Annotated in this window: 20 protein-coding genes; 19 read left to right on the top strand and 1 reads right to left on the bottom strand. The window is 59.4% G+C overall.

Annotated features, from left to right (window positions below; genetic code table 11):
• Window positions 1-16: 16 nt before the first annotated feature.
• The 11 genes from AB1805_13995 (at window position 17) to AB1805_13945 (ending at window position 10,271) form a co-directional block, all read left to right on the top strand.
• Window positions 17-985 (top strand): sulfite exporter TauE/SafE family protein, encoded by a 969-nt coding sequence (locus AB1805_13995; GenBank protein MEW5746538.1) that lies wholly within the window; start codon window positions 17-19, stop codon window positions 983-985.
• Between the two features lie 16 nt (window positions 986-1,001).
• Entirely contained in the window at window positions 1,002-1,418 is a 417-nt protein-coding gene (locus AB1805_13990) for a hypothetical protein (GenBank protein ID MEW5746537.1), read from the top strand.
• A 1-nt stretch (window position 1,419) separates the two neighbouring features.
• Window positions 1,420-2,280, top strand: coding sequence for a universal stress protein (locus AB1805_13985; GenBank protein ID MEW5746536.1), 861 nt, complete (start codon window positions 1,420-1,422; stop codon window positions 2,278-2,280).
• Window positions 2,281-2,364: 84 nt separating this feature from the next.
• A complete protein-coding gene (locus AB1805_13980) occupies window positions 2,365-3,642 on the top strand; it encodes a sigma-54 dependent transcriptional regulator (GenBank protein MEW5746535.1) in 1,278 nt (425 codons plus the stop codon).
• A 214-nt stretch (window positions 3,643-3,856) separates the two neighbouring features.
• Window positions 3,857-4,024, top strand: coding sequence for a hypothetical protein (locus AB1805_13975; GenBank protein MEW5746534.1), 168 nt, complete (start codon window positions 3,857-3,859; stop codon window positions 4,022-4,024).
• 86 nt (window positions 4,025-4,110) lie between these two features.
• A complete protein-coding gene (locus AB1805_13970; protein MEW5746533.1) occupies window positions 4,111-4,854 on the top strand; it encodes a GntR family transcriptional regulator in 744 nt (247 codons plus the stop codon).
• A 23-nt stretch (window positions 4,855-4,877) separates the two neighbouring features.
• A complete protein-coding gene (locus AB1805_13965) occupies window positions 4,878-6,182 on the top strand; it encodes a sulfite exporter TauE/SafE family protein (GenBank protein MEW5746532.1) in 1,305 nt (434 codons plus the stop codon).
• Between the two features lies 1 nt (window position 6,183).
• A complete protein-coding gene (locus AB1805_13960) occupies window positions 6,184-6,885 on the top strand; it encodes a hypothetical protein (protein MEW5746531.1) in 702 nt (233 codons plus the stop codon).
• Between the two features lie 21 nt (window positions 6,886-6,906).
• Window positions 6,907-7,344 (top strand): universal stress protein, encoded by a 438-nt coding sequence (locus AB1805_13955; GenBank protein ID MEW5746530.1) that lies wholly within the window; start codon window positions 6,907-6,909, stop codon window positions 7,342-7,344.
• A 140-nt stretch (window positions 7,345-7,484) separates the two neighbouring features.
• Window positions 7,485-9,704: an ATP-binding protein gene (locus tag AB1805_13950; GenBank protein MEW5746529.1), complete on the top strand. Its 2,220-nt coding sequence runs from the start codon at window positions 7,485-7,487 to the stop codon at window positions 9,702-9,704.
• A 138-nt stretch (window positions 9,705-9,842) separates the two neighbouring features.
• Window positions 9,843-10,271, top strand: a complete 429-nt coding sequence (locus tag AB1805_13945; GenBank protein MEW5746528.1) for a response regulator — start codon at window positions 9,843-9,845, stop codon at window positions 10,269-10,271.
• A gap of 19 nt (window positions 10,272-10,290) precedes the next feature.
• Here the strand turns inward: AB1805_13945 and AB1805_13940 are convergent, their stop codons facing one another.
• Window positions 10,291-12,846, bottom strand: a complete 2,556-nt coding sequence (locus AB1805_13940; GenBank protein MEW5746527.1) for a PEP/pyruvate-binding domain-containing protein — start codon at window positions 12,844-12,846, stop codon at window positions 10,291-10,293.
• Window positions 12,847-13,063: 217 nt separating this feature from the next.
• On the opposite strand from AB1805_13940, the gene AB1805_13935 reads away from it, so the two are divergent.
• From AB1805_13935 to AB1805_13900, 8 genes are all read left to right on the top strand, one after another.
• Complete coding sequence (locus tag AB1805_13935) at window positions 13,064-13,576, top strand: CBS domain-containing protein (protein MEW5746526.1); 513 nt, start codon at window positions 13,064-13,066, stop codon at window positions 13,574-13,576.
• Window positions 13,577-13,582: 6 nt separating this feature from the next.
• The gene (locus tag AB1805_13930) at window positions 13,583-15,100 is read left to right on the top strand and encodes an SLC13 family permease (protein MEW5746525.1); all 1,518 of its coding nucleotides are present in this window, start codon (window positions 13,583-13,585) and stop codon (window positions 15,098-15,100) included.
• 64 nt (window positions 15,101-15,164) lie between these two features.
• On the top strand, window positions 15,165-16,523 hold the full coding sequence (locus AB1805_13925; protein MEW5746524.1) for a sodium:proton antiporter: 1,359 nt from the start codon (window positions 15,165-15,167) through the stop codon (window positions 16,521-16,523).
• Between the two features lie 23 nt (window positions 16,524-16,546).
• Window positions 16,547-17,434 carry a universal stress protein gene (locus AB1805_13920; GenBank protein MEW5746523.1) on the top strand — a complete coding sequence of 296 codons (888 nt, stop codon included), beginning with the start codon at window positions 16,547-16,549 and terminating at the stop codon, window positions 17,432-17,434.
• Window positions 17,434-19,185, top strand: coding sequence for an ATP-binding protein (locus tag AB1805_13915; protein MEW5746522.1), 1,752 nt, complete (start codon window positions 17,434-17,436; stop codon window positions 19,183-19,185). Before AB1805_13920 ends, AB1805_13915 begins: the two co-directional genes overlap by 1 nt.
• Window positions 19,182-19,577, top strand: a complete 396-nt coding sequence (locus AB1805_13910; protein ID MEW5746521.1) for a response regulator — start codon at window positions 19,182-19,184, stop codon at window positions 19,575-19,577. Before AB1805_13915 ends, AB1805_13910 begins: the two co-directional genes overlap by 4 nt.
• 2 nt (window positions 19,578-19,579) lie before the next feature.
• Entirely contained in the window at window positions 19,580-20,323 is a 744-nt protein-coding gene (locus AB1805_13905) for a hypothetical protein (GenBank protein MEW5746520.1), read from the top strand.
• Between the two features lie 50 nt (window positions 20,324-20,373).
• Window positions 20,374-20,835, top strand: coding sequence for a response regulator (locus tag AB1805_13900; GenBank protein MEW5746519.1), 462 nt, complete (start codon window positions 20,374-20,376; stop codon window positions 20,833-20,835).
• Window positions 20,836-20,902: the final 67 nt, after the last annotated feature.

Below are 20,902 nucleotides of genomic sequence, written 5' to 3'. Positions count from 1 at the left end.
AGGAAAGACGTACGCCATGTTACAACGCTATGCACTCTTCATTCTCGTCGTGACCATTGCGGCGGCAGCGCTCTTCACGGCCGGCCCGGCAATGGCGTCGCCCGAGGCCGCTTCCGCCGCACCGGCTGCATCGTCGTCAATGCCGTGGTGGGGGTGGCCGCTGGTTCTCTTCGTCGTGACCTTCCTGCTCGGCATCGTCGCCGTCCTGGGAGGCGTCGGCGGCGGTGTTCTCTTCGTCCCGATCATCGGGGGATTCTTTCCTTTTCATCTCGATTTCGTGAGGGGGGCGGGACTCCTCGTCGCCCTCGCGGGAGCGCTTGCCGCCGGCCCCGGCCTCCTGAAAAAGGGGATGGCCGATCTGAGGCTGGCGCTGCCGGTTGCACTCATAGCCTCGGCCTGCGCTATCGTCGGCGCTATGCTCGGCCTCGCGCTGCCCACGAACGTGGTCCAGACCGCGCTGGGGGCGACGATCCTCGGCATCGTCGGCATCATGCTCATGGCCAAGAAGTCGGAGTATCCCGAGGTCAAACAACCGGACGCGCTTTCGACGGCGCTCAGGATCAACGGCATCTACTACGAAGCGTCCACCGGCCAGTCGGTAAACTGGCAGGTGCACCGGACGAAGCAGGGGCTGGCGACGTTCGTCATCATCGGCGTTATGGCGGGCATGTTCGGTCTCGGCGCCGGGTGGGCGAATGTGCCGGTGCTGAACCTCATGATGGGCGCTCCCCTCAAGGTGTCGGTCGCCACGAGCAAGTTCCTTCTCTCGATCACCGACACGTCGGCTGCATGGATCTATGTCAACAACGGCGCCGTGCTGCCGATGATGGTGGTGCCGTCGATCATCGGCATCATGCTCGGCTCTATCGTCGGCGTGAGGATCCTCGCGAAGACGAAGCCGGCGGCGGTGCGGTACATCGTCATAGTCATGCTGCTCTTTGCCGGGGGCCGCGCGCTGCTCAAGGGTCTCGGCATCTGGAACTGAAGGAGGAGAACTATTCATGAATAATAAATTGAAAGCGACCGAAGAACAGCTTGCCTATGCAAAGCTCCTCGACCTGGGGATGAAGCTGGGGCTCGTGATGCTGGTCATCACCTTCATTGTGTATGTGTCAGGGATACTCACTCCCTATATCCCGGTGAACGATCTCCCGAACTACTGGGGCATGCCGGTGCACAAGTACCTTGAGGCGACCGGAATTCATCCCGGGTGGGCGTGGCTCGGCATGCTCGGCAAGGGGGATTTCCTCAACTTCATCGGGATCGCCTTTCTCGCGGGCGTGACCATTCTCTGCTACATACGCATAGTGCCGATACTCTTCAGGAACAAGGATACGGTATACGGCGTCCTGGCGATCCTCGAGGTCCTGGTGCTGGTGCTCGCCGCATCGGGTCTCCTGAAGTCGGGAGGCCACTAGTATGGGAGGCCAGGAGAGCGGCACTCCCCATTTCATGGGTGAGCTCAAATCGATCCTGCTCTGCACCGACGGATCGGACTACAGCGCCGGGGCCATCAGGGCGGCGATCAACCTCGCCCGCGAATGCGGCACCATCAAGCTTACGGCGCTGCGCGTTCTGGAGTTCAATCCCGAATTCGAGACCGAGGGGCAGAAGGTGGTGGCCCAGATAGAGAGCGAAGCCCGCGCCCACCTCGACCTGATCCGGGAAGCCGCCGCAGAAGAGAACATCGAGTGCGAGGCGATCGTACGGAGGCATGACCGTCCGGACAGGGCGATTATCGAGGAGGCGGAAAAGAGGAGGGTCGACGTCATTGTCATGGGCAGGCGCGGCATGACCGGGCTGAAGAAGATGCTCATGGGAAGCGTCACCGCCAAGGTGATAGGCTATGCTCCCTGCAAGGTGCTGGTCGTCCCGAAGGACGCAACGATGCGCGGTGAGCATGTACTGCTCGCCACCGACGGCTCGAGGTACAGCGAGGCGGCGGAGCGCGAGATGCTCAGCATGGGCAGGCGGTGCCGGCAGTTCAAGACGATCGTCGCCCTTTCGGTAGCGCAGAGGGAGGACCGGCTCGGGCGGGCCGAGGAGAATGTCGAGAAGGTGAGGCGGGATGCGGACAGGGAAGGTCTCGCCGTCGAGATAATGACCGCGGTCGGAAGGCCCCAGGACGTGATTGTCGAGACGATCAGGCAGAAAGGCATCGATATGGCGATCATGGGCACGCACGGGAGGACCGGCGTCGACCGCCTCCTCATCGGGAGCGTTGCCGAGCGCGTTATCGCGCTCTCTCCCGCGGCGGTGCTCGTCGCCAAGACCTCGTAAGCGTTTGCTGCATGCGGGGAGAGGAGGCGCGGCCGGCTCCTCTCCTCCTTTCCTCCCGTCTCCTCCTTATATTACAATAGGTCTATGCTTAATATAGTAGTCGTCTCGAATGAAGCCAAGGCGATCTACGAGCTTTTCAGGCAGCGCGGGTTCGCACCCGAAGCGCACTCGTCGAAACAGAAAGCCGATGGCTATGCCTACGATATAGCGTTTCTCGATCTCGATACCGAGGGCTGGCAGCAGAAGCTGCTCGACCTCCGCCAGCAGATGCCGGTCATCGCTTTTTCCGGCGGCGGCATAAAGCATGCCGTCGAGGCGCTGAAGCTCGGGGCGAGCGATTTTCTCGAAAAGCCGCTCACCGCCGATGTGGTAAGCGAGGTTATCGGCAGGTATAAAAGGACCATACTCACCAACAAATACGGCTTCGACGAGATCATCGGCACGAGCGCCCCCATGCAGGAGGTCTTCGGCCTGATAAAGAAGGCGGCCGTGAGCGAGAGCAACGTCCTCATCACCGGCGACAGCGGTACGGGCAAGGAGCTCGTTGCCCGGGCGATCCACCGCTGGAGCCCCCGGAGCGAGCGCTCGTTCATGACGATCAACTGCAGCGCCATTCCCGATACGCTCCTCGAATCGGAGCTCTTCGGCTTCGAGAAGGGCGCGTTCACCGGCGCGAACTATACCAAGATGGGGCTCTTCGAGCTCGCCGACGGGGGGACGGTATTCTTCGACGAGATCGGCGACGTTTCTGCGCTCTTCCAGGTGAAGATCCTGCGGGTGCTCCAGGAGAATGAGATCATGAGGATAGGGGGGAAGCGGCCGATAAAGATCGATGTGCGCATCATCGCGGCGACGAACAAGGATATCAAGAAAGAGTGCGGACGCCGCACCTTCAGGGAGGACCTGTTCTTCAGGCTGAATGTCATCAATATTCACCTCCCGGCGCTCAGGGAGCGGACCGACGATATCCCGCTCCTCGTCGAGCATTTCATAGAGAAGCACGCACCGAAGCGGAAGGATATCCTGATCAAGTCCATCACCGACGACGCGATGGCTGTTCTGCTCAAGCACGCTTATCCGGGCAACGTGCGGGAGCTCGAGAATATCATCGAACGGGCCATATCCTTTGCGCAGAGCCCCTCGATCCTCCCTGCCGACCTGCCCCCCTCCCTGCTCCAGGCGCCCTCCCGGAGGAGGACCACGGTGCCTCACCTCAGGGACGCCCTCTCGAATGTCGAGCGCGAGCTGATATGGTCAGCCCTCCAGAAGACCCGCGGCAACATATCGAAGGCTGCCGAAGAGCTCGGCATCCATCGCCAGCAGCTCCAGCGCAAGATCAAAGAGCTGAAGATAGCAACATGATGTTTCTGTGAAATAAAATGTTGCTTTAAACAAATTGATTTATATTGATTATTATTAGTGTCTCTCTCAAGCCTGCATTAAAAAATTGCTGCTCGCTTAGCTCGTCTCTCTAAAAATCAATATTTTTCAATCAGATCGATTCTGGCACGCAGCTTGCTTTTCAGAACGGTAGAGGTAAGGGCAGACGCTTAACCACTAAGGAAGCGAGGATGCTATGAAGAAGCTCATGAAGATGGTCGAAGACATGATGGTATCCGTTACCTTTGCCGAAGCCGGAGAGCTCGAGACCGCACGGCGCCTCGTCAAAGAGGCGTTAAACGAGGAGGAGATCGAGCGTGAGACGGCCTTGGCCGACTCCAGGGCGGTTTTGAAGACAGTCTGAGCGGAAGAAAAATTAATGTGCAGCCCTGCACATTAATTTTTTTTATGAAGCGGATCATTATAAAGACCTAAGAGGATATACACCTGATGATAGGAGAAACGGTAGACAGAGATAGCCAGCAGAAACTGTATGTCCAGATCTACTCGATAATAAGGGGGAAAATCGAGAAGGGTGAATGGCCCGGCGGCGTCCAGATCCCTACCGAGGACGAGCTCTGCAGAACCTATGATGTCAGCAAGGCCACTATCCGGATCGCGATAGCAGAGCTGGTCAGGGATGGATACCTGAAGCGCCAGCAGGGAAAGGGGACCTTTGTGACGCCGTCTACCCCTCACCTGGGGGTGGCGATGAAGACGAGACTCACGGAAGACATGTTCGGAGAGGGGGTGAAGACAGAGCGAGAACTACTGGCACGGGGAGTGATGGAATCAACGGAGGATGTCACGCCGTACCTCGGGGCAGCGGAGGCGATCTATTATATTCTCTGCAAACGCATGGTCGAAGGCGAGCCGGCCTACATCGAGGAATCGTTTATTCCCTTACCCATGTTTCCCGGCATCGAGGATGAGGATATCTGCAGGACCTCGTTCTACGATCTGATACAGGAAAAGGCGGTAAGAAAAATCTATAAGGTAATACAGACGATAGGAGTGACCGAGCTGAGAGGGAATGTGGCGGACATCCTGAGAGTGCCCGAGAACGCCCCGGGACTGCTCCTGCACCGGCTCCTCATCGGTTCGGACGGGACCCCGATTGCGTATACACGGCTGTACGGGAGCGGCACAAAATACAAGATTCAGACTGAATTCGAACGAATCAAAGGACATTAACAACATCCGGGAGGTCAAAGACAATGAGTTACCCAAGAAGGCTTTATGAATTTCTCATGGCCGGGTCGATGGCGTATGCCAAATGGGACTATGAGGTCTCGATGAACATCGTACGGACCCGCAAGAAGCTCCTCATCCTGCTTATCCTGCTTCTCCCCATTTTTGCGGTAAGCTTTTCGGAAGCCGGCTCGATGCTCGGCGGCAAGACGGCGTATGCGCCTGCGTTCTACTCCACCACCATCTTCCTGGTCTCGATCGCCATCGGCCTCGCTGCCGGGCTCATCACCGGCTGCATCGGCGCGGGCGGCGGCTTCATCATCACCCCCGCCCTGATGGCTGCGGGCGTCAAGGGAATCCTCGCCGTGGGAACGGACGTCTTCCATATCTTTGCCAAGGCGATTATGGGCACGACAGTGCACAAGAAGCTGGGGAATGTATCGACGAAGCTCGCGGTCGGCTTTCTCGTCGGCTCGGGCGTCGGGACGTTCATCGGCGGCGCCATCAACAAGGCGCTCTACAACAAGGACCCGCTCCTGAGCGAGGCCTTCATCAGCCTCGTCTACGCGGTCCTGCTCGGGTTCCTGGGCTTCTATGCCCTTGCCGATTTCCTGCGTTCGAGAAAGAGCAGCAGCGGCGGCGGCGCGCACAGCGGCCCTGACACGATGCCGGCGCTGGCGGTAAAGCTCCAGTCGGTCAACCTTCCTCCCATGATCACCTTCGATGAGCACCTCGTCGGCGGCGGCAGGAAGATCTCGGGCGTCTTCGTCGCCATGGGCGGCCTGGTCGTCGGCGTGCTCGCCGCCATCATGGGAGTCGGCGGCGGCTTCATCACCTTCCCCATGTTCGTCTATCTCTTCGGCGTCTCGGCGACGACGACGGTCGGCACCGACATCCTCCAGATCATCTTTACCGCCGGGCTGGCCTCTATCGCCCAGTACGCAATCTACGGCTACGTCTTCTACACCCTGGCCATGGGCATGCTCATCGGCTCGCTCATCGGCATCCAGGTCGGCGCGCTCGTGACGAAGGTCGTCAAAGGGACGCATATCCTCGGCTTCTATGCGATTTCGATCATCGCCGGCTTCATCAACAGGGCGAGCACGCTTCCCAAGAAGCTCGTCGAGCTCGAGTACGTCACCATGTCGAAGTCTGCCGTAGGCACCATCGAATTCGTCGGCAATATCGTCTTCTGGGTGGTGGTCGGCATCTTCGGTGTCTGGGTTATCGGGAAGTTCTTCGCGAATATCGGGATCCTGCGCGGCGAAGACGAAAGCGTGGCGCACGCAAAGGCAAAAGTGGCGGTAGCGAATATGAAGGAGGGAGCATAACATGGCAACGACGAATAAGAAATCATTGTCGATCGGGATGTTCCTCGCCCTCTCGTTCTTCGGCGTGCTCATCCTCATCTTCTCGCCGGTCTTCGGCGACGGCAAGAACGGGCTCGTCTTCTCGGACGATATGTTCAACAAGCTCTCCAAAGGCTCGTCCTATTTCATCCCGAAGGTCGCGGAGAGCAACAAGAAGTTCATGGGTGCCGGCATAGCGACGACGGTGGCGCTCGAAAAGCCCGAGCAGGCTGACAAGGCGGTCAAAGTGCTCAGCACCGCCGGCGCACAGGTCGAGGCCGCCGGCGCGGAGCTGAAGATAAACGCCGATCTCGGCAGGCTCATGGACGCTGCCCTCAAAGACTCCGACGCCATGTTCAAGAACGACGGGGCCGCAGTCTCGGGCCGCTACGGCTTCGACGAGAAAGAGGTGATGGTGACCTGGTGGAATGTGATGAAGGTGCTCGACAAGCAGCTCAAGAAAGACGGGAAGATCGAGGAGGCCAAGATCGTCTCGGATGTCATGAAGAAGGCGGTCGAGACGTCGCATAACTTCTACGGCATCCCGGCAGTGAAGGTCACCGAAAAGGCGGGGCTCATGACGGGGCTGCTGATCTTCTACGTCGCCTATACCATGTGGTGGGGCTTTGCCATCTACTACCTGTTCGAGGGTATAGGACTTTCGACGAGCAAGGCGAAACACTAATCACGCGCCAAAGGAGAAGCGATGAAGATAATAGTGCCGGTTGACGGCTCCATCCATTCGAGAGAAGCAGTGAAGCTCGCCGCGGACTATGCGAAGGCGAAGAACGCGAAGGTCTGCCTGATCAGCATCGTGCCCTACATCGAAGCGGTCGATCTCGAGATTACGGCCGGGGAGCGGGAGCGGGTGAAGGCGCGCATGAGCAAGCGGGCTGAAGCGGTCATCCAGGAGGCCTCAGCAGTGCTGGAAAAGGATAAGCTCTCTTCGGCATGCAACCTCGTGGTCGACTCGACCTCCATTCCCGACACCATTGTCGATTATGCCGAACGGGAGAAGGCGGACCTGATCATTATCGGCAGCAGAGGGCTCGGCCCCTCATCACGGCTCAGGCTCGGGAGCGTCGCCTCGAGCGTGGTCACCCACAGCCCCTGCTCCGTCTGTGTCGTAAAGCTCCCCTTGTAGCACGGGGTGAGATAACCGAAGGGCGGGAGTATCCACTCTCCCGCCCTCTTCTTTGGCGCGGTCCTGAAGCGCCGGCGCTTGATAGTTTGCCGGAGCTTTCCTTATCATAAGGAGGATACCGCGATGAACGATGGAACGCTATGAAGGTCCTCCTCGCCGCCATAACCGAGCACCTTGCGCGATGCTGGCACAGCATTTACCTGAAGCATTACAAAAAGCTCACCCTTATCATCAGCGCTCTCTTCCTCGGCATGATTCTGCTCTTCGGCTGGATGTCGGCGCAGAAGGTGAAGGAGGTCGTGCTCGAGGACTTCAACCAGCAGCAGCTGGTCCTCTCGCGGCACGCGGCGAGCCAGATTCAGAACAGCCTCAACCTGCTCAGACGCGAGCTCCTGCTGCTCAGCCTCTCTCCCTCAATGCAGTACTCGGAGGCGGTGTTCATGGGCAAGCGGATGATGATCACCTTCTCGAGCATAAAGGACGAAGGAGGAGTGAGGATCAAGTACGTGGAAGAGAAGACGTACCGGGTCCATCTCGCCGATGCCGATGCGTACCGGATCGATGCGCTGGCTCATGATGATCTGGACTATCTCGAGTGGGCCAGGAAGAAAGAGAACAAGGGCACGATCGCCATGTCCGACATCGCGTTTGTGGACTGCGGCGAGGGGCAGCGGCTTATCATGAAGATGGCCACTCCCGTATGGCAGAGCTCGGTCGATGAGTCGCACCGCATCCCGACAAACAAATTCGCCGGGGTCCTGATCTTTGCCGTCGACGTGACGGCGCTCGCCCAAAAGGTGATGAAGGGAATACAGTCGGGCAAGACCGGCTACTCCTGGGTGATCGACCATGACGGCACCTTCATCTATCACCCGGAACGCGTCTTCGTCGGCAAGAACGCCTTCGAGGTGCGGAAGGAGCGGAAACCGACCATCTCCTATGCGCGCATCAACGAGATACAGAAGGAGCGCATGCTGAAGGGGCAGGAGGGGACGAGCTGGTACATTTCGGGATGGCACCGGGGAAAAGAGGAGGAGATGAGGAAGCTGATCGCCTACTCTCCTATCAGGCTCGACGCCACGCGAGAGGCCTCGCTCTGGTCCGTGGCGGTCGTGGCCCCGGTGAGCGAGGTCGAGGGGGTCATCCACAGCATACAGGTCCGCCAGTTCTGGCTCCAGGGGGTGGGCATACTCGTCATCATCTCGTCCGGCCTGCTCATCATGAGCATCATGCTCCGGTGGTCGAGCTCGCTCAAACGGGAAGTGCAGGAAAAGACGAGCGAGCTGAGGAAGCGCGAATACCAGTACCGGTCGCTCGTCGAGCATGCCGACGACATCATCTTCACGCTCAGCAGAGAGGGCCATGTCCTCTCGATGAACCGGTACGGCTACCAGTTCTTCCAGAAGCGGCCCGACAAGGTGCTCGGGGAGCCGATCGCCGACCTCTTCTCCTGCGAGAACGCGGAGCTCGTCGTCAGGGCGATCTACGAAGTGTTCGATACGAACACCAGCAAGCAGGTGACCTGTTCGGTCAGGAGAGGGGAGCAGGTTTCGTGGCTCAGCATCAACTTCAGCGGCCTCGTCGATGAATCGGGAGGGATCCATAAAGTGCTCGGCATCGGCAGGGACATCACCGAGCGGATGAGTATGCACGAGCAGATGTGCCATACGGAGAAGCTCGCCTCGATGGGAACGCTCGCTGCCGGGGTGGCGCACGAGATCAACAATCCCCTCGCGATCATTCTCGGCTTCACCGACCTGCTCCTCGAGAAGGCGCCGACCGGCTCCGACGAGCACGATATGCTGAAGACGATCGAGAAGCAGGGGCTGAATGCCAAGAGGGTGGTCGAGAACCTCCTGAGCTTTGCCCGCCGTACCGAGCACCGTGAAGAAAATGTGGATGTCAACAAGAGCATCGAGGAGGTGCTGGCGGTCGTCGGCAACACCCTCTCGGTCAATAAAATAAAACTGGTGAAAAACCTGGCGCGGGATCTCCCCGCGGCACGAGGGGAGCCCGAGGAGTTCCAGCAGGTGTTCATCAATATCATCAATAACGCCGTCGCCGCCATGAAGAAGGGCGGCGTGCTCACCGTTGCTACCAGGATGGTCGTTGACGAGGGACGGGGCATCGAAGTGAGGATTGCCGATACCGGCACCGGCATCAGGAAAGAGCACCGCTCGAGGATCTTCGACCCCCTCTTTACGACCAAGAAGGTGGGAGAGGGGACGGGGCTGGGGCTTTCGGTCAGCTACGGCATCGTCACGAAGTACGGAGGGTCGATTACCTTCAGGACAAAGACCGCCGATGAGGCGAGGGAGACGGGGACGACCTTCATCGTCACCCTGCCGGCAATTACCTGAGGCACTCATCGGGGTAGATCATACGTGGGGAAAGCGGAGTGAGGACCGAGAGCGGTGAAGGAGGGGGAGTAGCTTGTGATAGAATACGGATATGCTTGGTAAGGAACGTATCTGCCTGAAAACGTAATGGAGGACTCTATGCCCGAGAAGCTGCTTATCGTCGATGACGAACCTGACATGCTCAAGCTGCTCAGCTTGATCATCAGGGAGAAGACCCCCTATGAAGTGACGACCACCAATAACCCGCTGGAGGCCCTCCAGCTCGTCAAGCGGGATGACTACGATCTCATCATCACCGATCTGAAGATGCCGGGCCTCGACGGATCGGAGCTGCTCGATGCGCTCAAGGCCGAGGGAAAGGATATCCCCGTCATCATCATTACCGCGTATGCGACCCTCGAATCGGCCATGGAGACGATGGGGAAGGGCTGCTTCGACTTCATTACGAAGCCGTTCCGCAAGGAGCAGATACTCCTGACGATCGACAAAGCGCTGAAGTGGTCGAAGCTCCAGAAGGAAAACGAAGAGCTCCGGGAGCAGTTGAAGAGCAGAGAGGCACAGCAGTAACTGCAACGGAGGGATGCGCTTACGCTGAAGGCTTCCGCAGGTATTTCGAAATGAACTCGTTTATGTACATGTCCGTCACGGCGTCGTTGTACATGACCATGTCGAGCTGCTTCGTGTAGGCCGTAAGCCTGCCCAGGACCTCCAGCTTCCCCTCGATCGTCGAGCGCTTGTACTTCGTCAGCATGGCGTCGATGATGTCATCCGTAACGGTTACGGTAAAGTCCATCTCTTTGAGGAGCTCCGTGATGAGCCTGACCCGCCGCATCCGGCGGTCCCGCACGGCGCCGCCCCCCTTGAAAAAGAACTTTATATAGTTGTTATTGACGGTATCTCCTGCATAGGCTTCGACCGTGGAGAGGTGGTAGCCGAGCCTCAGGGCGAAATTCATGTATTTATTCGAGATGAAGATGAAGCTGTTCTCTCCCGCCTTTGCCAGGTCCGCTTCGGGAATGGTCGCGGTATGGGCGATCATCCCCATGAAGCCCTTCGCGTCGAGGGGAGCGGCATCGGGCCACCGCATCGAGGTGAGGCCCTTCAGGAAGGCCTGGAGAGGGATGGAGGTGACGTGGGAGGGCATGATCTTCTTGAGCCCCTGCGCCGTCTCTTCTATGCCGCCGCCCAGGTCGAGCACATAGATATCCGTCGGTATGCCCGCGACCAGCCGCACTCCCGCGCCCCGCTTCACGTCCGACGCGTCGCTGATGGTGAACATCTCGTACATGCCCTTTTCGTGGGCGAAGCGCGTGATATCGTGCAGGGTCGCGCAGTGCTCGGGCGTGAAGTTATCCGCCTCGGGGTCGACGAGATTGAGAGGAACGATCAGCTTCAGCACCCGCTCGAGGGTCCTGAAGAGCTGCGTATCTTTGAGGGGATCCTCGCGGCGGTCTACGAAATCGACGAGCTCGCTGACGCGGCCCTCGTAGACGTTGCAGTTGAAGGCATCCACGGTGATCTCCTGTCCGTGGCTTACCACCTCGGTCGCATTCTCGGTATCGAGGATCGCCGGCACCTGGAATTCCCGGGCCAGGGATGCCATATGGCCGGTCACCCCGCCCACATCGGTGATAATGGCGCTCGCCCTGTTCATCACCGTTACGAATTTCGTCGACGTATGCCGCGCCACGAGCACGGCGCCTTCGGGAAAGGAGGCGAGGTCCTCGTCGCTCCGTACGATATGGGCCCTGCCGATGCCGATGCCCTTGCAGGCGATGACCCCCTTGTCGATGAGAACATGGTATCCCTTGATCCGGGGAGGAACGGGCTTCGCCTTCTGCCCGGTGAAGACCCTGAGCGGCCGCGTCTGGAGGATATAGGGCTGAAAATTCTTGTCGAGCGCCCACTCGATATCCTGGGGATAACGGTAGTGGCGTTCGAGGATGAGGGCATAGTGAGCCAGGGTCTTTACCTGGATATCCGAAAGGGACGGCTTCCCGCGCATCTCGGCGGGGACGAGGATCTCGTCCAGGCCGCCGTCCGGCCTGCAGAGGAGCATCGTCTCCTGCAGGGGGATCTTCTTCTCGACGATATCCGGTTCGGGATGTTTCGACAGGATATAGGTTTCGGGAGTCACGATCCCCTCGACCACACACTTGCCGAGCCCCATGATGGCGCTGATGATAACCGTATCCCGGTCAGGGTTGTTCGGATCGAGCGAATACATGACGCCCCCCGACTGCGCTTCGATCATGGGCAGCACCCCTACCGCCATGGCCATGTCGCTCTCGCTGAACCCCTTCGTCTTGTAGTAGAAGAGGGCCCGCGGGGTGAAGAGGCTGGCGATGACCTCCTTATATTTCTGCACCACCAGCGCGCAGGGGACGTTGAGAAATGTCGCGTACTGTCCCGCGAAGCTGAACTCGCCGTCTTCCTGGAGGGCGCTGCTCCGCACCGAGACCCTGAGGCTCTCCCTGCCGCTGCAGAGGCGGGTGACTGCGCCGGAAATCTCCGCGAGGAGGTCACCGGGCAGCGTTCCGCCGGTGACCATCTCCTGGATATCCCGGCTCGTCCGGTCCAGGACCTCCACATCCGAGAGGGAGATATCGCTGAGCAGCGCATGGATACGTTCGAAGAAGCCGTTGTGCTCCATGAAGCGCTTGTACGCATACGTGGTGATCACGAAGCCGCCGGGCGTGGGCACCCGCAGGCGGTTCCGGATCTCTCCCATGTTGGCGATCTTGCCGCCCGCGACCGCCGCCATATCCCTGGTAATCTCGTCTAACGGAACGGTGTAGCTGCTGACCGGGATTTCGACCGTGCGGGAGAGGGCACTGCTGATCGCGGCGCTTATCGTGTCGAGCCGCTCATGGAGGAGGCTGTACCCGCTGCCGGAGAGCGCATTCAGGCTGTTCACGATGCTGCGGACACCGCCGACCGTTGCATCGACCGTACGGTTGATATACTGCCGGTCGAAGAGGAAGTCTCCGGAAAGCTTCTCTTCCATATCGGCCATGAGCTCGAGCACCGTATTGTTGTGCGCGAGGAGCTCCTGGAAGGTACGGTACTTCTTCCTGAAGAGCTCGCCGCGGTCGGGCTCGCGGGGAGTCCCGGCAGGTCCTTTCTTGAAAAAATTGAACATATGAAATTATATCAGGTATTTTTCCCAAAAAGACAATGCATCCTGCCGGCCTGGGGCCGCGGCGTACCCTTGCGAAGATAGCTATTGCTAATTGGAATTTTAGCGCATTATAATGAAAACACCGCTATGGTGCAGTATCCCGAGGCCGGGGCATTATTCGTATTCCCGCCGGCCTTGTGCGTGGTGCAGCGAAGAAGGGGGCGAAAGGGGGTTCGTTATGATACAGGAGCGGGTGGTCAGCGCCATCATGGTCGATGTGTTCGACTTTCCCCATATACCGTACTGGTTCTCGATCAGGCAGGCGATCGGGATATTCAGGGCAACGATGCCGAGCGATGAAAAGTGCTTCAGTCCCATGGGTATCCTGGTCTTCGATGAAAAGTACAATCTGCTCGGCACGCTGAACCTGAAGAGCATTCTGAGGGGCATGGAGCCGACCTTCCTGAAGCCGCCGAGCAGAGCCCAGGTGCTTGACGAGGATGCTGCGCTGCTTTCTTCGCTGTGGGATGCGGACAAGTCGAAGGAATCGGCAGAACGGCCGGTGAGCGAGATCATGGTCCCGGCAAAGTTCTTTGTCGGACCGGACGATCCTGTTACCAAGGCGGCATATGTGATGCTGCGCAATGATCTGACCCTTCTGCCCGTCCTGGACGGCAAGAGGAAGCTTGTCGGGATGGTCAGGATCGTGGAGATATTCGAGGAACTGACGGGTGATATCCTGAAGGATTAGGGCGCCATGACCGAAAAGCGGAGAAAGATGCATGCCGGTTTGCCCGAAGCCCCTCCCGAGTTGACCATTGCCGTTCCGAAACCCGGGATCGACCGGAAAAGGGTTGTGCTTATCGCAGCGGGATTCGCCGCCTTCCTGCTCATCTACGGTGCCCCGCCGTTGCAGGACGCCGTCGACCCTGCCGGGCGGTCCATCCCCCTGTCCAGGGAGGGAAAAGCATCGATCGGCCTGCTTCTGCTTGCCGCGGTGTGGTGGATATTTGAAGTAGTCCCTATCGGCGTAACCAGTATTGCCATCGGCGTCTTTCAGGTCCTGTTCGGCATCCGCCCCGCAAGAGAAGCATTCAGGGACTTCATGGATCCATCGGTTATGTTCATCTTCGGTTCGGTAATTATCGGGCTTGCGTTCTCAAAGACAGGGCTTACCAAACGCTGCGCCTATAAGATGCTCGAAGTCGCCGGCGAAAGGACCGGTATGATTCTCTTCGGCGCCCTGGCGCTGAGCGCAGGGCTCTCCCATATCATGGCCCACACTGCTGTTGCAGCGACCGTCTTTCCCGTCCTTATGGCGATTTACGCCCTCTATGGAGGAGGAGAAAAACAGACGAATTTCGGCAAGGCGCTTTTCATCGGCATGGCGTATGCGGCGAGCGCCGGGAGCATCGTGACGTTTTTCGGGTCCGCCCGTGCGGCCGCGGGTGCAGCGCTGTTCAGGGAGTTCACCGGAAGGGAGATACATTTCTTCGAGCTTACGGCATACCTGTTTCTCATAGGGTGGGGCGTGGTATTCCTTATCTGGGGTTATCTCGTGTTCTTTCTGAAGCCCGAAAAAAAGAGTATCCCCGGCCTGAAAGAGCGGGTCCGGAGATTGGCGCAGCAGCTCGGCCCCATGACAAGGGCCGAGCGGTTCGTCCTCGGCATCGTGGCCGGTACCGTGGTCCTTATGTCGCTGCAGCCTTGTGTCCCCGCCCTGAAGAGCGTGGACAGGGCTGCCGTGATACTCAGTGCAGCGCTGCTCTTCTTTCTCTTCAGGGTGCTCACGGTAAAGGAGCTCGAGGATATCCCCTGGAATATCATCCTGCTCATCGGGGGCGCCGTGAGCATAGGATTCTGCCTCTGGAAGACGGGCGCAGCCCAATGGATGGCAGTGAAGTGGCTCGCCTTGTTCCAGAACGCTCCCTGGCTGGGGTTTGTTTTCGGCACAGCGCTTTTCGTCCTGGTTGCCGCCAATATACTGACGAACGTGGTGGTCGTCACGATCTCGCTTCCGGTATCGCTGGCAATCGCGCCTTATATGGGGGTCTCCCCTGACATCGTCTTTTATACATCACTGGTGAGCGCGGGGATGCCTTTCATGCTGCTTATCGGAACGGCGCCCAACGCTATCGCTTACGAATCGGGACAATTCACCGCCCGGGAGTTCTTCAAGCACGGGCTGCTGATGAGCCTCGCCCTGCTCGTGGTTATTGGTGTTGCTGTCGTTATACTATGGCCTCTTCTGGGAATGCCGGTCGGTACACGGTGAGCGATCAGCCGGTGACCGGCGGCCCGGCGGAAAAAATACGTGATAGAGTAAAGAGGGTGAGAGTATGAGCGCGCATGAAAACATTGGCGAGGTGTTGCCGCTGTGGAGCACCATCCCTTTTGCGGGGATGCTCCTCTCCATCGCCCTGTTTCCCCTGCTCGCACCGAAGTTCTGGCACGACCATTTCGGCAAGGTCTCCGCATTCTGGGCGCTGCTGCTCTCTATCCCCTTTCTCCTCGTCTATCGGGAGGTCGCCCTTTACGAGCTGCTCCACATCCTGCTCGCCGATTATATTCCCTTTATTATCCTCCTCGGCTCGCTCTATGCCGTGTCGGGCGGGATCCTGCTCAGGGGTACGCTCCGCGGCACGCCGGCGGTCAATACGGCGATCATCGCGGTCGGGACGGTCCTGGCCTCGTGGATGGGAACGACCGGGGCCGCCATGCTGCTCATACGCCCTTTCCTGAGGGCCAATGCGCACCGGAAGAACAGGACGTTCATGGTAGTCTTTTTCATCTTCCTGGTCGCCAATATCGGCGGCTCACTCACCCCTCTCGGGGACCCGCCGCTCTTCCTGGGATTCCTCCGCGGCGTGCCGTTCTTCTGGACGTTCACTATCCTGCCCCACATGGCCGTTGCTGCGGCAGCCCTGCTGGTCGTCTACTTTGCTATGGATACCTATTTTTATAAAAGAGAGGGCGGCGCGCCGCCTGACGACGGGGTAAAACAGCCGCTCAAGATCGAGGGCTGGTATAACCTCTTTTTTCTCCTCGGCATCATCGGGGCTGTCCTGGTGAGCGGCATAGCGAAGTGGGGAGAGGTCTCGGTGCTCGGTGTCCACCGCGGTCTCCAGGACGTGGTCAGGGATGCGGCGCTGGTGCTGATAGCGCTGCTCTCGGTGATCGCCACCCCGCGTACGCTTCGCGAGGCGAACGAGTTCACCTGGTTCCCCATGAAGGAGGTCGCCCTTCTCTTTGCGGGCATCTTCCTGACGATGGTGCCCCCTCTCAAGATACTCCAGGCCGGCGCCAGGGGAGAGCTCGCCTTCCTCGTAGAAACGGTGCGGGAGCCGTACCATTATTTCTGGATTACGGGCATCCTTTCGAGCTTCCTCGATAATGCGCCGACCTATCTCACCTTCCTGAACACCGCCATAGGGAGCTTCTCTCCCGGCCTCCCCGAGGCCGAGGCGATAGGACTGCTGATCGAGCGGCATCCGCTCTACCTGCAGGCGATCTCGGTCGGGGCGGTCTTCTTCGGGGCCGCGACCTATATCGGGAATGCCCCGAACTTCATGGTGCGTTCGATCGCCGAGGAATCGGGGACCCCGATGCCGAGCTTCTTCGGATACATGATAAAATATTCCGTAACCATACTGGTCCCGGTCTTTATCCTGGTGACGGTCTTGTTTTTCATGCCGTAGCATGGAAGGATGGTGCATGCGCGATGAACATTGAGAAGCTGCTCTTCCCGACCCAGTTCAAGGAGCTCGCCTTCGATACGCTCGAGACGCTCCTGGCCCTCAGGCGCGTAGGGCTCAGGGAGATTGTCCTGAGCTATATCATCCCCCGTGAGGAGGTCGCCTTCGTACCTTTCGGCGGCTACCTCAAAGAGGAAGAAGAGCGGCTGCGCAATGAGGCGAGGATACGCTTCGAGGATTGGCAGCGGGTCCTGTCTTCCGCCGGGATAGCGAGCACCATCGTCATCGAGGTGGGGGATGCGGTGCCCCGGATACTCGCCATCGCCCAGCGGGAGCGGGTCGACCTCATTGTGGTCGGGCGAAAAAGGCTGACCATGGGGGAGAGCCTTTTCATAGGCTCGCATACGATGGATATCCTGCGGCGGAGCCCGATACCGGTGCTGGTCCACAAGTACATGGTCCAGTTCGAACGGAGCGGCGAGACGGTGAGCCGTGTCAACGACCGCATCTTCGAACGGCCGCTCCTCGCCACCGACTGGTCAGGGCCGTCGAGAAAGGCCCTCGAGTTTATCCTCTCCCTGAAAGGAGTGGCGGCAAAGGCGCTCGTCGCTCACGTCATAGGCTCGAAGCTTTCGAAAGGGCTGGAGCAGTCCGAGCTCCTTCGCATCGAGAGGGAGAGCAAGGAGCGGCTCGAACAGTACTGCGCGATGCTGAGGGAGGCGGGGATCGATGCGGAACCGCACCTTTCGGCGGGCGACGAGGTCCGGGAGCTCCTTTCCCTCTCGCGGGAGTTCGATGCGAGCATGATCGTCATGGGGACCACCGGCAAGGACCGGCTTCATGAATTCTTTCTCGGCAGTGTATCGCACCGTATGGCGGAACGGTCGGAGCTGCCCACGCTCCTGGTCCCGTAATGAGCGTGTCACCCGAAAGGAGCAGGCTGCTCGAGAAGGTGCTCCATCCCTATCATTCCCTCGACCTGCTCGGCAGCGACCGCTACAAGAGCCTCAAGATAAGGATATTCTTCATCATTAACGCCATAGCGGGTATCCCCCTCCTCCTCGTCATGATCATCGGGTACCTGCTGCTCCAGAGCATCATGGAGGAGGACTTCCGGCACCAGCTCACCGGGCAGATCGAGCATACACAGCAGGCGATCGAGTTCTTCATCAAGGAGAAGATATCCGAGCACCAGCTCCTCGTGTCGGTGTACGGCTATGAGCAGCTCTCGGACCCGCGCCGGCTGGCCGGGGTCTTTCAGACATTCAAGAAAGAGTTCGGCGAGCTGGCGACGCTCGAAGTGACCGACGGCAGGGGCATGCTGCGGGCGCGCGCAGGGCAGCAGGTTACGGACGAGGCGGATTATTCCCGTACGGAGTGGTTCCGGGAGGCGGCGAGCAGCGGGCTCCATGTCAGCGATCTCTTCATAGGCCCGGAAGAGCGGCCCCATCTTGCGATCGCCGTAAAGGGCAGGGGCGCGTCGGAACAGTCGTTCTGGGTCGTCCGGGCGGTGATCGAAGCGGATGCGCTGTACCGCCATGTCGTCCGGATGAAGCGTGAAGGCAATGACGATGCGTTCCTGATCAGCCGAAGGGGCGTGCTGCAGCCCCCTTTCCGGGTCCACGGCAAGATCGTGGAGCGCATATCGCCTGCGGCCTCCCCGGCAGCCCGGAACGTCTCGACAGTGGAAATAGAGCTTCCCGACGGCAGCCCGGCCCTGTACGGCTCCGTGCCGATCGGCAGTTCCCCCTTCATACTCGGGATCGTCATCAAGTCGACGGTGAACACGAGGATCTACGAGCTGCTCAGGAAGAAGCAGCCCGCGCTCTATCTCGTGGGGCTGCTCATCGTCTTCGGCATCGGGGTGAGCGTCCGCATGGCCAATACCCTCGGCAACTCGATCAAAGAGGCGGACCGCAAAAAAGAGGAGGCGATCGCGGAGTCGGAGCACGCCAACAAGCTCGCTTCGATAGGCCGCCTCGCCACCGGCATCGCCCATGAGATCAATAACCCGCTCGCCATCATCAATGAAAAGGCCGGGCTGATGAAAGATATCATCGAGCTTTCCGCTGACTTTCCCCACAGGGAAAAGTTCCTCACCCTGATCAACGGCATTTTCGAAAGCGTCAACCGCTGCCGGACCATCACGCACCGGCTCCTCGGCTTCGCCCGGAAGGTGGAGGTCGTGTACGAGGTCATCGATCTCAACGATGTGGTCAGGGAGGTGATCGGCTTCCTCGAGCGGGAGATCCTCTACCGGAGCATCCGCCTGGAGCTGAACCTCCTGAAAGAGCTCCCGCGCATCCAGAGCGACAAGGCCCAGCTCGAGCAGGTGCTGCTCAATATCATCAATAACGCCCTCGATGCCGTGGAGGACGGAGGGGCGATCACGGTCTCGACCGGTGTTAAGGATACCTATACCGTAAAGGTCGTGGTGCGCGACAACGGCCACGGCATCCCCCGGGATAAAGTGAAGCATATCTTCGATCCGTTCTTTACCACCAAGGAGAAAGGGAAGGGGACCGGGCTGGGGCTCGCCATATCCTACGGGATCATGAAGAAGCTCGGGGGAGATATTGTCGTCGCGAGCGAGGAGGGCAAGGGGGCTGCCTTCACGATCGAGATACCGGTTGTTCCGAAGAGCGAAAAGGGAGGGAATGGGTGAATCCGATAAAAGTGCTCCTGGTCGATGATGAGGTCGAATTCGTCTCGGCGCTCGCCGAGCGCCTGCAGCTCCGCAACTATGATGCGAAGGCCGTCTACTGCGCGGAAGACGCCTTTGCGCTCATCAAGAGCGACCCTCCCGATGTGGTGCTCGTAGACCTGAGAATGCCGGGCATGGGAGGGCTCGAGATCCGGGATACGATCAGGCAGTTCGACCCCGGCATAGAGGTGATCCTGCTTACCGGCCACGGCGCGGTGGATGAGCACGGCGCGGGGATGAAGGAGGTGCCCTTCGAGTACCTCCTCAAACCGGTGGACCTGAACGATCTCATGGAGAAGATCGGCAGCGCCGCCGAACGGCGGCGTACGAACGCTCCGGACAGGAGGCGCTGAGGATGGCGAGGGAACGGAGACAGGGACTGCGGAGCTGCCAGCTGAGCTTTATAGGGAAGGTCCTCGCCTCCTTCAGCCATGAGCTCAGCAATCACCTCGCGGTGATCAAGGAGTCGGCGGGGCTGATGGCCGACCTTGTCGCCATGGGCGGATCGTCGGGCCGCGCCGATACGCGCCAGAGCATCGAGACGCTCAAATCCATAGAGCACCAGGTCAACAGGAGCTCCTCCCTCTGCCGGTATCTCGGCCGTTTCGCCCATCGCATGGACCGCCCCCTGTCGTCCTTCGGGGTCAATGAGACCGTTGAAGAGCTCATCGTTCTCATGAGCCGCTCTGCCCGGCAGCGCCGCATCAGCTTCGAGCGGGATTTCGACGACCGCGTCCCCGTACTCGAGAGCGACCCGCTGCGGCTGCAGTTCGTTATCTTTATCCTCCTGGAAGAGATCATGGAGAGGCTGGAGCGCAACGGCACGATCGTCATCAAGACCGCCGGGCTGAATGGTGCGGTGAGCGTGACCCTCGTCACCCGCGGGGCCCTCGGCTCCTCCCCGGATTCTCCCTCGGACTCTGATGATGCGCCGGTCGCTGCCTGCTCCTTCGAGCTGCTCCAAGAGACGGTCGGAGAGCTCGGCGGAGAGCTCGTCAGCGAGACGGGCGGTTCGGAGGTGCGGATAACGCTGCCGGTGTCGCGCAGGAGCGGGGATCGCGGCCGCCAGGCAGGGCAGCAGCGGGCAGACTTGACATAAAAGGGTGAGGTGATTATATTGTTTATAACAATCAAACGGGTACGGGAGGCATGGTGAAAGAGAAGAAAAGCATCAAGGTGCTGCTGGTAGACGATGAAGAGGCCTTTGTGAATACGCTCGCCCAGAGACTCAAGATGAGGGATCTGCTCGTGGATACCGTTTATGACGGCGAGCAAGCCCTGTCTTTCATAAAGAAGACCGAGCCCGATGTCATTGTGCTGGACCTGAAGATGCCGGGACTGCACGGCATCGAGGTGCTCCGTGAAGTCAAAAAGGTCAAGCAGCAGATCCAGGTGATCATCCTTACGGGCCACGGCACCGAAAAGGATGAGGCCGAGGCGAAGAAGCTCGGCGGGTTCGACTTCCTCAGGAAGCCTGCCGATATCGATCTCCTCGTGGCGAAGATCAAGGAGGCCTTCCAGGAGAAGGTCGAGCGTGCCATGACGGCGATCGCCTTTGCGGAAGAGGGTCTGCACGACACGGCACAAAAAATCATGAAAAAGGAGGAGTAGCCGCCTCCCTCTCTTCCGAGCCCCCGCCCTGCAGCCATCGGGCCGCAGGGCATCTGCAGTGAGCCGA

It is taken from the genome of Nitrospirota bacterium, assembly GCA_040752355.1.
Lineage (GTDB): Bacteria > Nitrospirota > Thermodesulfovibrionia > Thermodesulfovibrionales > Dissulfurispiraceae > JBFMCP01.
This window is presented reverse-complemented; position numbering and strand designations above follow the sequence as displayed.

Bases quoted from the DNA above. Each gene is read 5' to 3' on its own strand.
- AB1805_13950 (MEW5746529.1), top strand. From the start codon at position 7,485: ATGAAGGTCCTCCTCGCCGCCATAACCGAGCACCTTGCGCGATGCTGG.
- AB1805_13990 (MEW5746537.1), top strand. From the start codon at position 1,002: ATGAATAATAAATTGAAAGCGACCGAAGAACAGCTTGCCTATGCAAAG.
- AB1805_13935 (MEW5746526.1), top strand. From the start codon at position 13,064: ATGATACAGGAGCGGGTGGTCAGCGCCATCATGGTCGATGTGTTCGAC.
- AB1805_13900 (MEW5746519.1), top strand. From the start codon at position 20,374: ATGGTGAAAGAGAAGAAAAGCATCAAGGTGCTGCTGGTAGACGATGAA.
- AB1805_13945 (MEW5746528.1), top strand. From the start codon at position 9,843: ATGCCCGAGAAGCTGCTTATCGTCGATGACGAACCTGACATGCTCAAG.
- AB1805_13985 (MEW5746536.1), top strand. From the start codon at position 1,420: ATGGGAGGCCAGGAGAGCGGCACTCCCCATTTCATGGGTGAGCTCAAA.
- AB1805_13905 (MEW5746520.1), top strand. From the start codon at position 19,580: ATGGCGAGGGAACGGAGACAGGGACTGCGGAGCTGCCAGCTGAGCTTT.
- AB1805_13940 (MEW5746527.1), bottom strand. From the start codon at position 12,846: ATGTTCAATTTTTTCAAGAAAGGACCTGCCGGGACTCCCCGCGAGCCC.
- AB1805_13915 (MEW5746522.1), top strand. From the start codon at position 17,434: ATGAGCGTGTCACCCGAAAGGAGCAGGCTGCTCGAGAAGGTGCTCCAT.
- AB1805_13960 (MEW5746531.1), top strand. From the start codon at position 6,184: ATGGCAACGACGAATAAGAAATCATTGTCGATCGGGATGTTCCTCGCC.
- AB1805_13965 (MEW5746532.1), top strand. From the start codon at position 4,878: ATGAGTTACCCAAGAAGGCTTTATGAATTTCTCATGGCCGGGTCGATG.
- AB1805_13970 (MEW5746533.1), top strand. From the start codon at position 4,111: ATGATAGGAGAAACGGTAGACAGAGATAGCCAGCAGAAACTGTATGTC.
- AB1805_13975 (MEW5746534.1), top strand. From the start codon at position 3,857: ATGAAGAAGCTCATGAAGATGGTCGAAGACATGATGGTATCCGTTACC.
- AB1805_13920 (MEW5746523.1), top strand. From the start codon at position 16,547: ATGAACATTGAGAAGCTGCTCTTCCCGACCCAGTTCAAGGAGCTCGCC.
- AB1805_13995 (MEW5746538.1), top strand. From the start codon at position 17: ATGTTACAACGCTATGCACTCTTCATTCTCGTCGTGACCATTGCGGCG.
- AB1805_13980 (MEW5746535.1), top strand. From the start codon at position 2,365: ATGCTTAATATAGTAGTCGTCTCGAATGAAGCCAAGGCGATCTACGAG.
- AB1805_13925 (MEW5746524.1), top strand. From the start codon at position 15,165: ATGAGCGCGCATGAAAACATTGGCGAGGTGTTGCCGCTGTGGAGCACC.
- AB1805_13930 (MEW5746525.1), top strand. From the start codon at position 13,583: ATGACCGAAAAGCGGAGAAAGATGCATGCCGGTTTGCCCGAAGCCCCT.
- AB1805_13955 (MEW5746530.1), top strand. From the start codon at position 6,907: ATGAAGATAATAGTGCCGGTTGACGGCTCCATCCATTCGAGAGAAGCA.